This window comes from Microcystis sp. LEGE 08355 (assembly GCF_015207185.1).
Classification (GTDB): Bacteria; Cyanobacteriota; Cyanobacteriia; order Cyanobacteriales; family Microcystaceae; genus Microcystis; species Microcystis panniformis.
In genome coordinates this window covers 1-14,827 of the sequence record NZ_JADEXI010000050.1, presented here as the reverse complement: position 1 = coordinate 14,827, position 14,827 = coordinate 1, and the positions used below count along the sequence as shown (strand labels likewise).

The following is a 14,827-nucleotide window of genomic DNA, read 5'->3' as shown; positions in this document are numbered from 1 at the left end:
CAGAAAGAGGATTTTCTTTTCTCAAAGACCCCGGCTTTTTTGCCCACAGTGTCTTTCTCAAATCTCCCCATAGAATCGAGGTCATGGCCCTGCTCATGGGCTTGTGCCTGTTGGTTTATACTATTGGTCAAAGACAACTTCGTTTAAGTTTAAAACAGCAGGAGACGGGACTGAAAAATCAGTTGGGTAAGTTAACTGACCGACCAACATTACGCTGGATATTTCAGAACTTTCAAGGGATTCATCTCCTACGTATTCAAGACAATCAAAAGATTAGCAACTTAACGGATGAGAGGCGCAACATTTTGAGATTTTTTCCCAAACCTTGCCAGGAATATTATCTCTTATCTTGACCAGATGGATTGACTTCAAGGGGTGACAAAACTTAAGCACTACTCGAACATCTCGACGCTAGATGTTAAGTCTGATTGCCCAGCCATTCTCAACAAGCACTGTTTATTGCGAATGACCGGGGGAACCCTGGAATTTTCGGCTTAGTTGCCGGCAGCTTGCCGCCAACTCACTCCTCTAGATAAGTATTTTGACTCAGGCATCTTCCTCTTTCGAGACGTTGTGACACTTAGGGTGCGGAATGTGGGTTTTGAGGTAAAAAAAATCTAAAAACCTTATCCAACAAGGTTTTTAGATTTATTCGGCATACCCTAACTAAACATCGATTGTAGTCTCCAAAAAGGATAGATACACCTAGGTTAATTCCTAGAGAAGTAATTTCGGTGCTGTCAACCAGAATAACTGACACTTACCTAGGGGATTTTCTTGATTGGGAACCTCTAGACCAATTATTCCCGCTTTTTTGACCGATAATTTTCCTTGAAACTTGCCCCAAACTAGCATTTCCGTCCAATAGCCTAAATCCGGTTCGTGGCCTACCAGTGCGATCGCGTTTTCCTCTCGCTGATAGTCCGAATTTTGCCACCACTGCACCCAATCTTGAATATTGCCGTTGGGCGATAGGGGGTTAAATTGCTCAATTTTACGGCTTAAACCCGCTTTTTGCAAAATTTCGGCGGTTTGCACGGCACGCACCAAAGGAGAGGTCAAAATTAGGTCAAATTTCACCCCCAACTGTCCTAATCTTTGGGCAACTTTAGCAGTTTTGGCCTTACCTTCCTCGGTTAAAGGACGTTCCCTATCGTTGAGATAATCCCCCGATTGTCCTGCTAATCCATGACGCACAAAATAAAGTTTCATATAAGTGTTAGGTCGGTCTTTGCCATGATAATAGATAGCTGAGGTCTAATAGCTAGGTGCGAATTACCTTTTCATCGGGGTTAACTAGATGGGAAAGTTTCTGTTTAATTTGGGTGTCATAGAGTTCCCACTTAAGTTTTGCATATTCGGCATTATTATTAAAACCACCGAGGAAACCGATAGGAATTTCAAAACCTCCGGCCATATAACGACCACCACCAAAAAAGCGACCTTGGTTATCCTGTCCGAAAGCTTCCTTGAGAAATTCATCGGGATCTAGGGTAATTTTGCTGGTACGCATAGAACCAATGACTAACTCGATATCCTCATCTTCATCGTGAACGATACCATAAACTAAAGCCGTGTGAACATTTTCCTCTGTCACCAAAAAATCGGCAGCTTGGGGAATCGCATCCCGGTCATCATAACGCAAATAACCGACCCCGGCGATCGAATAATTATTTTTAATAATACGGTTTTTTAAGGCCCGTTCAATCACATCCATCACCCGTCGGGATCTGGCCGATTGCAGGACAGCGTTTAATAATTGGGCATCGTAGAAACGACTGAGATAACCAGCAGCGATAAATTCACATTCTTGCGCTTGCATTAAATTATTCGTATCCGATCGCAATCCGTGCATCAAAGCTGTGGCACACTTAACATGGACGGTATCGCTAGTATTAAAACTTATTAACCCTTTTTGGATATATTGGGTTAATATCGTCGCTGTTGCCCGGATTTGGGGACGAATATCGACAAATTCCGCCTCTAGCTCCCCTTGGCGAGTATGATGATCAATCACGGCAATAATGGGAATTTTTGCCTGTTTAACCAGAGTGGTTAACTGACTATTGGTTCCCTGACCATCGACAAAAACACAACCCTGATAAACCGAAAGATCTCTATCCTTGAGGGTATGGACTCCCCAACGTTTAGCCGGTAAACCCGTTAGTTTTACCAAAGCGACATTTTCCTGATGGGAGAGAGTACCCGCATAGACTATATCGCAGTGAATATCGTACTGTTCGGCGATAATTTGATAGGCCCAGGCACTAGAAAGAGCATCGGGATCTGGGAAATCCTGCATCACCACAATTTGATTTTCGCCGCGATGATTTTCCAAAGTACGTCGCAGGCGATCGATCAGGGAAATAAGTAGGGTATCATTACTAACCGTGACTGGAGGAAGGGGACATACTGCCGACGCTTCCCCTACCAATACATCGGTTTCGAGGGATTTGGCAGGAACTAGACTCAGTAATTCAGCCATCATTTTTAGAAAAGTTCGCTTAAAGGTAAATGCAGTCAGGATTTTTTGAGCTAATCAATTCTAGACGATATCACCGCTCGATCGGTTCATCTCAAATATTAAGCTTTTCTAGCCCCTAGCTCCCCACTGTCGGGCTATAACTCTAGTCTATCAAAAGACCCTTCCCGTTTGTTCTGGGAGAGCGGTGAAGGCAATTAACCATCGCTGCCATTACTTGAGAAGATAGATACTATACAGAATCCCTTAATTTTCCCCTCACGCTCGACCATCTACCTAATTCTTGAGTGAAATTTCATGGCCCAACTGGACAACATCGAAGCGATCGAAAAAAAGCTCTGGAAAGCGGCCGATACTCTGCGAGCTAATTCTAACTATGCCAGTAACGAGTATTTTCTGCCCGTTATGGGCTTGATTTTCCTCCGTCATGCCTATAGTCGTTTTCTCAAGGTTAAGAGGGAGGTAGAGGCGGATTTACCGAAGCGACAGGGTAAAACACGCTCCTTAACCAAAGAAGATTTCTTGTGCAAAGGAGCGATCTATCTCCAAGAAAAAGCTCAGTTCGATTTTCTGGTGGCGCTCCCCGATAGCGTCAATCGCTCGACCTCCTTAATGGAAGCAATGCTATCGATCGAGGGGGATTATCCACCTTTAGGGGGTATTTTACCGAAAACAGAGTACCAAGAGCTAGATAACGTGGTATTAGGAAATTTACTACGGATTTTAAACCCGGAAGAGTTAAAAAAAGCCGATGGGGATATTTTCGGGCGAATTTACGAATATTTCCTAACTCAATTCGCTAATCTCAAAGCTCACGATAACGGAGAGTTTTTTACTCCCGTTTCTTTAGTATCTTTGATCGCCAATGTTTTAGAACCCGATCACGGATTGGTTTTCGATCCTGCCTGTGGTTCGGGGGGAATGTTTGTCCAGAGCGCACATTTCGTTGAGAGACAGCGCATCAATCCCCAGATGTTAACTTTTAAAGGGTTAGAGAAGAATCCGACCACGATTCGTTTAGCCAAGATGAATCTCGCAGTTCACGGTTTAGAAGGGGATATCCAAAAAGCGATCACCTACTACGAGGATCCGCTGGCATTAGCTGGGAAAGTAGATTATGTAATGGCCAATCCTCCCTTTAACGTGGACGAGGTGGACAGTAAGGTAGATGGTGATGAGCGCTTACCCTTCGGATTGCCAGGAGTCAATAAAAGTAACAAAGTTTCCAACGGTAACTATCTATGGATCAGTTACTTCTACAGCTATCTCAATGATCGAGGAAAAGCCGGTTTTGTTATGTCTTCCCAAGCTTCCAGCGCCGGGAGAGACGAAGGCAAGGTAAGACAGAAGTTAATCGAGACAGGAACGGTGGACATAATGATCGCCATCCGCTCTAACTTTTTCTATACCCGCTCCGTACCCTGCGAGTTGTGGTTTCTCAATCGAGGAAAACCCGCCGAGCTTCAAGATAAGATATTAATGATCGATGCCCGCAATATTTACCGGAAAGTAAACCGGACGATCAACGATTTTAGCCCAGAGCAGTTACAGAATATTCTCTCGATCGTCTGGCTCTATCGGAGCGAATCGAAGCGTTTTATCGATTTGGTTGTCGGTTATTGCCAGAGTATCGATCGAGAGTATCAGGGATCGATCGCTCTTTTACAAAACTATCGCGAGCATCTGGATAAGTTAACCGAGGCCCTAGAGAAATTTTATAATCTCATCGATGAAAAAGACGGGACATGGTTAGAACTCCGAACAGCATCTGAGCTTTTCAAAGATGACATGGATAAATACGCCAGTTTCCCTGCGATTTCCTATAACGCTGATGATTTAGAGACTTTACACGAGGCTGTCCGCTGTTATCACGAATACGGCGAATTTAGCCGGGATCTGGGCAAACAGGCGGATCTGGTGAATAAATTATTAGGTCGAGCGATCGAGCGTGCGGAGAAGGATCTGGGGGCAAGAGATAGTAAACTGTGGTGGAATTCCCGCGAACTCAACACCTTACGCAAAGAAGCCGATACAAGCCGTCAGAATGCGATCGAACAGCTTAAATCGGTTCGTGGTTTCTACCGTCACGCTCACTGGCTATTAGAAAGGTTCCCCGATGCCAAGCTGCGGGATGTGGAAGGGTTGGTTAAAGTGGTCGATCGCGAGGAGTTACAGGCGAACGATTGGAGTTTAACCCCCGGACGCTATGTCGGCGTTTCCCCAGAGGAGGAAGATGAGGGTTTCGATTTCGAGGAAACGTTACGCGAAATTCATCTGGAGTTAAATGATCTCAACTCCGAGGCGATTCGTTTAGCTGATGAAATTGCGAAGAATTTTGAAGGGTTAGGAATTTAAAAAAGAACTTGGGTATATTTCCTTAAAGGAGACCGATGGAGATAGCGATCGTGTCTAAATTAAAATACGGTGTTTATTTTCTACCCTACAATCCCGATTTAGTCCCTAGAGCCAAGGAAATGCGAAAAAATCCCACACCGACAGAAAAAAAGTTATGGGCTTTTCTCCGACAATTTCCTTTAAAAATGTGGCGACAGCGACCGATCGATCAATTTATCGTTGATTTCTATTGTCCGAAGTTGAAATTAGTGATCGAGGTGGATGGGGAGGTTCATCTTACTCCGGAGGCAATGGCTTATGATGCTAGAAGAACGAAGGTTTTAGAGGGATACGGATTAACGGTGATCCGTTTCACCAATGATGAGGTTAAATACGATTTCGAGGCGGTTTGTGAGAAAATATCGGGGTTTATTTCTTCGCTTCCTGTCTGTACGGAGGTTGATGATCCTCCTTAGTCCTCCTTGAAAAGGTTATCCCCCCTAGCCCCCCTTTTCAAGGGGGGAACCGGAAGGGGAACCGGAACCGGAGCGCGGTAGGGGTGCTGGTGGTGAGACGGGCGCTACGGCTGCGTAAGTCCCCCTTGAAAAGGTTGGTAATCCCCCCTAGCCCCCCTTGAAAAGGGGGGAACCGGAGGGGGATAAAAAGTCCCGCTTCCCACCAGTGATTCCCGATGCTTCTCGATTTTAATTTGACAATTATAGGAAGATGAAAAAAAAGCAAGCTGACTGGAGAGATGCTACCCTTCAAGACCTAGTTTACTTTCAAAGAGGTTTTGATATAAGCCAGGTGGAGCAAGAAGCGGGTGCAATACCCGTTATATCATCATCGGGAACAAAAAGTTATCACTCGGAAGCGAAGGTAAAAAGTCCTGGAGTGATTATTGGAAGAAAAGGAACGCTCGGGAGTATTTATTATTCGAGAGTCGATTACTGGCCTCATAGTACGACTCTATGGAGTAAAGATTTAAAGGGTAATGATGCCAGATTTGTTTATTATTTTTTACACACATTAAAACTTGAAAGACTTGATACTGGAAATTCTAATCCAACTTTAAATCGAAACCATATCCATAAAATTTCGATTAAAATTCCACCTCTTCCCATTCAACAAAAAATCGCCGATATCCTCTCCAAATATGATGATTTAATCGAAAATAATCGCCGCCGCATCGAGTTATTAGAACGTTCAGCCCGTTTACTTTACAAGGAATGGTTTGTCCGTTTACGCTTTCCCGGACACGAACACACCCCGATTATCGATGGTATTCCTGAAGGGTGGGAGAAAGTGCGTTTAAAAGATATTGCCGATCTTACAATGGGTCAAAGTCCTGAGTCAGAATATTATAATGAAGATCGATCTGGTTTGCCTTTTCACCAAGGCGTTACCAATTTTGGGATAAGATTTCCAGAAAATAAAGTTTACTGTGCAAAAATAACAAGAATAGCCAATGAAGGAGATATATTATTCAGTGTTCGCGCTCCTGTGGGCAGAATGAATATAAGCTTAGAAAAAATTATTATCGGTCGTGGTCTAGCAGCGATTCGAGCAAAACATAATTATCAGGGATTTTTATATTATCATCTTAAAAATTACTTTTTTAAAGAAGATATGATAGGTAGTGGTGTTATATTCGCCTCGGTGACGAAAGCAGGTTTAGAAAACGTTCAATTAATAAAGCCAAAAGATTCCATTCTCGCAATTTTTTTAGATAAAACAATTTCTATTGATGAGCAAATTAAAATACTTTTTAGGCAAAATCAAAAACTAAAACAAGCGCGTGACATACTACTTCCGAAACTTATGAATGGAGAGATCGAGGTGTAGAGGCGAAAGATCGATCGCACCTGTAAAAATGCCTGAAAATTGGCAATATTAATAAAATAAACCACTCCCCTGTACGATCGACCCTATGACCACCGAGGATAAAGTACAACAACTCACCGCCAACTGTCTGCGAGATCAACTTGGTTGGCAGAGTGTCTATGCTTATAATCAAGAGGATTACGGTGAAAACAGCCTGCTCGGACGGCAAAATCAGAAAGAAGTTATCCTCAAACGCTACCTAAAACAGAAATTACGAGAATTTAACCCCAATCTTCCCGAAGAAGCCTATAAATCCGCCATTCTCCAAATCGAAGAAATCAACTCTAGTCAAACCCTTCTGGCCACCAATCAAGAGAAACATCAACTCCTTCTCGATGGAGTACAGGTGAGCTACCGCAACGCCAAAGGAGAGCTAATTAGACAAACCCTAAAAATCCTGGATTTTGACCAACCCAGCAATAACCATTTTCTAGCGGTTCGAGAACTGTGGATACAGGGGGAAATCTACCTCTGTCGCACGGATTTGGTAGGTTTTGTTAACGGCATTCCCCTACTCTTCCTAGAAGCGAAAAACCTCAACCGCGACCTAAAAGCGGCCTACGACGAGAATTTATTAAAGTATATCCGTACTATCCCCCATCTATTCGCCTATAACGCCTTTGCGATTTTAGTTAATGGCATAGATGCGAAAATAGGTAGTTTCTGCGGCAAATACGAACACTTTCATTCATGGAAACGCCTGGCCGAGAGTGACCCCGGCATTGTCGATATGGAAACCATGCTAAAAGGAGTCTGCGATAAAAATAACTTTATCGATCTGTTAGAAAATTATATCCTTTTCGATAACTCCAGTGGCAAAACCTGCAAGATTATCGCCCGAAATCACCAGTTTCTAGGGGTTAACCAAGCGATCGATTCTGTGAAAAGATGGCGGGAGGGTGGGATAAAAGATAACAAACTAGGGGTTTTCTGGCATACCCAAGGCTCTGGAAAGAGCTACTCTATGGTTTTTTTCACCCGCAAAATTCGCCGTAAACTAGGCGCAAACTATACCTTCGTTATCTGTACCGATCGCGAAGATCTAGACGAACAGATCTACGATACCTTTGCCGGTTCCGGATTGACCAATAACGAGCAAGAACCCTGCCGAGCTTCCAGTAACGAACACTTGCAGAGTCTTCTGGGAGAGCATAAAGCCTATATTTTCACCCTCATCCAGAAATTCAACCAAACCGTCAATCCCGACCAACCCTACAACTCCCGAAACGATATCATCATTATCAGCGACGAAGCCCACCGAACCCAGTACGGAACCCTGGCCAGCAACCTCCGGGCTGCACTTCCGGGTGCTGGTTTTATCGGTTTTACCGGCACCCCTCTAGTCAGCAACGACGAGATCACTAAACGCTATTTCGGGGATTATGTCTCCACCTACGACTTCCAGAGAGCAGTCGAGGATAAAGCCACCGTTCCCCTCTACTATGATGCAAGGGGTGATAAACTCTCGATCGCCGTCAACGACCTCAACGAACAGATCGCCGCCAAAATCGAAGAGTTAGAGATCGAAAATGTCGAGATAGAAGACCGTTTAGAAAGGGAATTAAGAAGGGATTACTACATCCTGACGGCCCCGCAACGGTTGGAGGCGCTGGCCCGTGATTTCGTTGAACATTACAGCACCGCTTGGGAAACAGGCAAAGCCATGGTGATTTGTATCGACAAGCTCACCTGTGTCAAGCTGCATAACCTGATCGATCGTTACTGGAGCGAAAAAATCCAACAACTGAAAAAAGACCTCAAAAAAATTACCGATGACCAAGAGGAAAACTATCGTCAGCGTCAGATTCAATGGATGGAAGCAACCCTAACGGCCGTGATCGTCAGCGAGGAACAGGGAGAGATCGACAAATTCCAGAAACAAGGGTTAGATATTACCAGCCATCGCAGTGTAATCAAAAATGGCTTTGAACTGGCGGACGGTAAAAGAATCAGCCCGGAAAATGCCTTTAAACAAGCCGATCACCCCTTTCGGATCGCCATCGTCTGCGCTATGTGGTTGACCGGTTTCGATGTTCCCTCCCTCTCCACCCTCTACCTCGATAAACCCCTAAAAGCTCATACGCTCATGCAAGCGATCGCTCGTGCTAACCGGGTTAACGAGGGCAAAACTAACGGTTTAATCGTGGATTACTGCGGAATCCTCAAAAATCTCCGCCAAGCTCTCGCCGATCTCGCCCAAATTTCCGATCAGGGACGCAGGGAAGACCATCTTAGTCTCGACCCCACGAAACCGCAAGAAAATTTACTGGATGAATTGGCCCGATCGATCGAGGCAGTTAAAGAATTTTTGGGGGAAAGTAACGCATCCCTAGACGCACTCCTCGAATATAAAATACCTAGTTTCGCCTTCAATAAAGCCATTAACGACGCGAAGGAAGCGATCAATCGAAGTGATCAGGCCCGACAAAATTTTCAACTCCTCTCCCAAGAGGTCTTCCATCTTTTTAAGGCCTGTCTTAATCAGCCATCGGTTAATCACTACCGTCCGGCTCACGACACGATTAAACTGATCTATAAATGCGTTCAAGGTGATCGGGAGAAAATAGACATCGGGGAAATTCTCTTGGAAATGCGATCGGTAATCGACGGGGCGATCGATGTAACCACCGAAGCGAGGGCCGATGATACGCCACTGTACAACATCAGTAAAATCAACTGCGAGCGTCTGAAACAGGAATTCGCTAATAGCGATCGCAAGAATACCACCGTCCAAACTCTCAAAAACGCCATCGAAAACCGTCTCCGAACAATGCTCGAGCAGAATCTGCAACGGACGAACTTTCAAGAACATTACGAGCAGATCATCGCTGATTATAATTTCGAGAAGGATCGGGTGGCGATCGAAAAGACCTTCGAGGCCTTATTAGAATTCATTCAGGAACTCGATCGAGAGTCCCAACGGGCGGTTAGCGAGGGATTAGACGAGGAATCCCTGGCCCTGTTCGACCTTTTAACCAAAGAGAATCTATCACCGCAAGAAATTGAAAAAATTAAACAGATCGCCACGCGGCTTTTGGAAACCCTAAAACAAGAGAAACTAAAGATCGATCGTTGGCCAGATAAAGAATCCAGTCGGGCGGAGGTTAAAACTACTATTCACAACTTTTTATACAGCGATAATACTGGTTTACCCGTCGATCTCTACACGGACGAAGAAGTGGAAGAAAAAACGGAAGAAGTCTTCCGTCACATCCTGCGAGTTTATCCGAGTCTGCCTTCGCCTTATTACAGCGCGGCTGCCTAGATTCTGGACTGTCCATATTTCGCTTTTCCGAAGTTGCTGATTTTAGCTCTGATAATCATCACCGTCCCTAAATAGGGTTTGCTGAATAAATGTGAAATGTTTGCGTCTTCATCGGCCCGCGTCCTGTAGGGGCGAAGCATTCGGATAGAAAATCTACGGTTTCACCGATAGGTTATTCCCCGAATGCTTCGCCCGTACTTTTTGCCGCAAACCCTAAATATTTGATCCGATTTTTTGTAGTAAGGTTATACTATTAAGAAGCAAAGACGAAATTCTAGGGTTAAGCAATGGTTAGACAACTGGACGACAGCCCGAAAACCGCAATCGTCTATCCCGATAGCGATGGTAAACCGATGGCCGACAATACAAGACAATTTCGCTGGATTACGACGATTAAAGCGAATTTAGACTGGTTATTTGCCAATGATGCCGATGTTTTTGTCGCTGGCGATTTACTCTGGTATCCCGTGGAGGGAGATAATAAGACTCGGCAAGCACCCGATGTCATGGTAGCTTTTGGCAGACCAAAAGGCGAAAGAGGTTCCTATCAACAGTGGAAAGAAGAAAATATCCCCCCGCAAGTGGTTTTTGAAATTCTCTCTCCGGGTAATACCCAAACGGAAATGACCAGAAAACTACTGTTTTATGACCGTTATGGTGTGGAAGAATACTACATTTATAATCCCGATAAAAATGATTTGGGTGGCTGTATTCGTCGGGAAAATCGGCTCGAAAGTCTGGAAAATCTCGATAATTGGGTCAGTCCTCGCTTGGGCATCCGTTTTCAGTTAGCCCAACCAGAGTTACTCTTGTATTATCCCGATGGTCAACCTTTCACCAGTTACAACCAAGAACGACAACGGGCCGAAACGGAACGACAACGGGCCGAAACGGAACGACAACGGGCCGAACGATTGGCGGCAAAACTGCGGGAATTAAATATTAGTCCCGAAGAAATTTAAAAAAAAATGCTCGATCGACTCAATCGATCGAGATAGTCTCGCTACAATGAAAGTAGATAAATATCAAGTCCTCTAGCTAGAGTCGCAACAGTAAGCCCAGAAAAAATGCGCTAGGGCAGGGTTGACTAAATCGACGAAGCAATCGCTAAATAGGGGTAATTTCCGTCCACTTCTCCCCAATCCTGAACGGGAGAGGCAGAACCGAAGAATTTCTATAAAATTTCGGTAAGGGTGGAAAGATCAAGTAAGTTAGCGTTAGGGCTTAATCTTCGCCACGGAAAGTAGAACTATGACAGTTTGTGAATATCGGCCAGGTTTAGAAGGAATTCCCGCCGCCCAATCGAGTATCAGCTTTGTGGATGGGCAAAAGGGAATCTTAGAGTATCGGGGCATTCGGATTGAGGAACTCGCCGAAAAAAGTACCTTCCTCGAAACCGCCTATCTCCTTATCTGGGGTGTTCTGCCCACGGAGGCGGAACTGGAAGAATTTGCCGAGGAAATCCGTTATCATCGACGCATCAAGTACCGTATCGAAGACATGATGAAATGCTTCCCCGAAAAAGGCCATCCCATGGATGCGCTACAAACTTCGGCGGCGGCTTTAGGTTTATACTATGCCCGGCGGGCCCTGGATAATCCCGAATATATCCGTCAGGCAGTAGTGCGGCTATTAGCGAAAATCCCCACTATGGTGGCGGCGTTTCAATTGATTCGCAAAGGTAATCATCCCATTCAGCCCAATGATAGTCTTGATTATGCGGCCAATTTCCTCTATATGTTGACGGAAAAACGACCGACGGATTTAGCGGCGAAGGTTTTCGATGTCTGTTTGACTCTCCACGCTGAACATACCATGAATGCCTCGACTTTTTCGGCCATGGTGACGGCTTCCACTTTAACCGACCCCTACGGTGTCATCGCTTCAGCAGTGGGAACTCTCGCCGGTCCCCTCCACGGTGGGGCAAACGAGGAAGTATTGTTAATGTTAGAGGAAATCGGTTCGGTGGCTAATGTTCGTCCCTATGTGGAAAAATGTATCGCCAATAAACAAAAAGTTATGGGTTTTGGACACCGGGTATATAAAGTTAAGGATCCCCGGGCGACGATTTTACAAAATCTTGCCGAACAATTATTCGCGGAATTAGGTTCCGATGAATACTACGATATCGCCCTAGAATTAGAACAGGCAATGGTGGATATCTACGGCGAAAAAGGTATCTATCCTAATGTGGATTTCTATTCGGGATTGGTCTATCGGAAATTAGGCATCCCCAATGATTTATTTACCCCGATTTTTGCCATCTCCCGGGTGGCCGGTTGGTTGGCCCACTGGAAAGAACAATTAAATGCTAACCGCATTTTCCGTCCTACCCAAATCTACACCGGACAACACGAAGTCCCCTATACACCGATCGAACAACGTTCTTAGATTTTATCTCACACTCTTAATGGAAACACGGTTTCTCGCCTTTGTCAACCTCACCTAGGCGAGATTTTTTGTCTCATTTCCTGTTATATTTATGGAGCAAGGAAACAGTCCAGCGGCTTTCACCTTGGTCAGTTTCGGTGTATATAATAAGACAAGGTCTTTACTTCTAAGTTAGTCAGACAGAAAAATATTAAAGATTATGGTGAAATTTTGGCGAAGATTAACGGTATTTTTAATTTCTTGTTTATTGCTGATTTCCCTAACTGCTTGTGGTAATCAAGTTAGACGCAATCAAGTGGTCATATCGGTATTAAGTGACCCAAAAACCTTTAATGCTGTTTTATCGGCCGAATCCCCGAATATTTTTGGTTTAACCTACGAAGGACTATTAACAGAAAATCCCATCACTGGCAAAAAAGAACCAGTCTTAGCAGAATCTTGGACGATTTCCGATGATAATTTGAGCATTATTTTTACTATGAGAGAGGGTTTAAAATGGTCGGATGGTCAACCCTTAACGGTTGATGACGTGGTTTTTACCTATAAAGACTTATATCTAAATCCTGATATTCCCAACAACTACCGCGATAGTTTAAGAATAGGATTAAAAAAAGAATTCCCCGTTATCACTAAACTAGATAATCGCCGAATCGAATTTAAACTACCCGAACCTTTTGCTCCTTTTTTAGATGCTGTCAGTTCACCGATTTTACCTAAACACGCTTTAGAGAAAACTATTCAAAAAAAAAGCCCCGATGGTAGGTTGGAATTTCTCTCCACTTGGGGGTTAGATACTCCTCCCGATAAAATTGTTTTTAATGGTGCTTATAAACTCAAAGAATATATCACGGGACAAAGGATTATTTTTGAGAATAACCCTTACTATTGGAAAAAAGATGCCCAGGGACAACAATTACCACATATAACTTCAGTAATTTGGGCAATTGTTGAATCTCAGGATACAACTTTACTGCAATTTCGTTCGGGAAGTTTAGATTCTATTGGGGTAACTCCCGAATTTTTCTCCCTATTAAAAACCGAAGAAGAAAGAGGAAATTTCACGATTTTTAACGGGGGACCTGCCTACGGAACCCAATTTATCAGTTTTAATCTCAACCAAGGCAAACGCGACGGAAAACCCCTAGTAAGTCCGATTAAATCCCAGTGGTTTAATAACTTAAATTTCCGTCAAGCTATTGCCTACGGCATTAATCGTCAAAGAATGATTGATGATATCTATCGAGGGTTAGGACAAGAACAAAACTCTTTTCTTTCTATTCAATCGCCTTTTTACGATCAAACCCTGAAAGGTTACGATTACAATCCCGAAAAAGCCAAAGAATTATTATTAGAGGCGGGATTTAACTATAATAGTGATAATCTGCTAGTCGATGCCGATAATAATCCCGTTAGATTTAACCTGATTACTAACGCGGGTAATAAAATCCGGGAAGCAATTGGGGCGCAAATTAAAAATGATTTAGCCGTAATAGGAATTCAAGTGGATTTTCAAGCGATCGCTTTTAGTAATTTAGTTGATAAACTGAGTAATAGTCTAGATTGGGAAGCACATATTTTAGGTTTTACCGGCGATAATGAACCCCACGCGCCTAATATTTGGTATGTAGATGGAAATCTCCACGCTTTTAACCAACAACCTCAACCCGGCAGCCCTCCGATTCAAGGCTGGCAAGCGGCGGATTGGGAGAAAAAAATCGCCGATTTATACGTCAAAGGTTCCCAAGAATTAGACTTTGAGAAGCGCAAAGTTATCTATAATGAAATTCAACAACTTCAACAGGAATACGTCCCCTTTATTTATCTTGTCAATCCCCTCGCTTTGGGGGCCGTGCGTAACTGCTTTGAAGGAATACAATTCTCCGCCTTGGGTGGTGCATTCTGGAATCTAGAAGAATTAAAGAAAACCTGTGGAGGTGTTTAATGACTCATTTTGGCATTCTTTGTCCCACCGCTTCTGGACATATTAATCCTCTCCTACCTTTAGGAAAAGAGTTACAAAAACGCGGTCATAAAGTTACCTGTTTTTTAACTCTTGATGGTGAAGAAATGGTGCAAGCAGCCGGGTTAGATTTTCAGGCAATTGCACCCGACAAATATCCAAAAGGCACATCAGCCAAAAATTTAGCCGAAATTGGTCAATTACAGGGAACAGCCGCCGTCCGACGCACAGTAGAATTAGTAACTAATTCTACCGCGACCCTCTTTCAAACTATCCCCCAAGAGATGCGTCGCTTGGGAATTGATGCCCTAATTGTCGATCAAGTCTCCCCCTCAGGAGGTACAATCGCAGAAAAATTAGCTATTCCCTTTGTCAGTTTTGCTGGGGCATTGGTTTTGAGTCGTGATCCGCTTATTCCGCCCTTTATGACCACTTGGGACTATAATCCCTCATTTATCGGGGTTATTCGCAATAAAATTGGCTATAAACTCCTTGACTCTCTGACTCGTCC

General features: G+C 43.9%; 11 protein-coding genes. 9 read left to right on the top strand and 2 right to left on the bottom strand.

Annotation, left to right across the window (positions count from 1 at the left end):
* Window positions 1–353, top strand: a 353-nt coding sequence (locus tag IQ242_RS04430; RefSeq protein ID WP_193959164.1) for an IS1634 family transposase, incomplete at its 5' end; no start/stop codon positions are given.
* Between the two features lie 364 nt (window positions 354–717).
* Here IQ242_RS04430 and sixA read toward each other — a convergent pair.
* On the bottom strand, window positions 718–1,212 hold the full coding sequence (gene sixA / locus IQ242_RS04425; protein ID WP_193959163.1) for a phosphohistidine phosphatase SixA: 495 nt from the start codon (window positions 1,210–1,212) through the stop codon (window positions 718–720).
* Between the two features lie 52 nt (window positions 1,213–1,264).
* A complete protein-coding gene (locus IQ242_RS04420; RefSeq protein ID WP_193959162.1) occupies window positions 1,265–2,488 on the bottom strand; it encodes a bifunctional oligoribonuclease/PAP phosphatase NrnA in 1,224 nt (407 codons plus the stop codon).
* Between the two features lie 291 nt (window positions 2,489–2,779).
* On the opposite strand from IQ242_RS04420, the gene IQ242_RS04415 reads away from it, so the two are divergent.
* The 8 genes from IQ242_RS04415 to IQ242_RS04380 form a co-directional block, all read left to right on the top strand.
* Window positions 2,780–4,837 (top strand): N-6 DNA methylase, encoded by a 2,058-nt coding sequence (locus IQ242_RS04415; RefSeq protein ID WP_193959161.1) that lies wholly within the window; start codon window positions 2,780–2,782, stop codon window positions 4,835–4,837.
* A 35-nt stretch (window positions 4,838–4,872) separates the two neighbouring features.
* Window positions 4,873–5,292, top strand: a complete 420-nt coding sequence (locus IQ242_RS04410; protein WP_002761599.1) for an endonuclease domain-containing protein — start codon at window positions 4,873–4,875, stop codon at window positions 5,290–5,292.
* Between the two features lie 250 nt (window positions 5,293–5,542).
* The gene (locus IQ242_RS04405) at window positions 5,543–6,661 is read left to right on the top strand and encodes a restriction endonuclease subunit S (RefSeq protein ID WP_193959160.1); all 1,119 of its coding nucleotides are present in this window, start codon (window positions 5,543–5,545) and stop codon (window positions 6,659–6,661) included.
* 85 nt (window positions 6,662–6,746) lie between these two features.
* Entirely contained in the window at window positions 6,747–9,965 is a 3,219-nt protein-coding gene (locus IQ242_RS04400; RefSeq protein ID WP_193959159.1) for a type I restriction endonuclease subunit R, read from the top strand.
* A gap of 287 nt (window positions 9,966–10,252) precedes the next feature.
* Entirely contained in the window at window positions 10,253–10,927 is a 675-nt protein-coding gene (locus tag IQ242_RS04395; RefSeq protein ID WP_193959158.1) for a Uma2 family endonuclease, read from the top strand.
* 289 nt (window positions 10,928–11,216) lie between these two features.
* On the top strand, window positions 11,217–12,356 hold the full coding sequence (locus IQ242_RS04390) for a citrate synthase (protein ID WP_193959157.1): 1,140 nt from the start codon (window positions 11,217–11,219) through the stop codon (window positions 12,354–12,356).
* 199 nt (window positions 12,357–12,555) lie between these two features.
* Entirely contained in the window at window positions 12,556–14,298 is a 1,743-nt protein-coding gene (locus IQ242_RS04385) for an ABC transporter substrate-binding protein (RefSeq protein ID WP_193959156.1), read from the top strand.
* On the top strand, window positions 14,298–14,827 hold a 530-nt coding region (locus IQ242_RS04380), incomplete at its 3' end, for a glycosyltransferase (protein ID WP_193959155.1). The genes IQ242_RS04385 and IQ242_RS04380, both read left to right, overlap by 1 nt.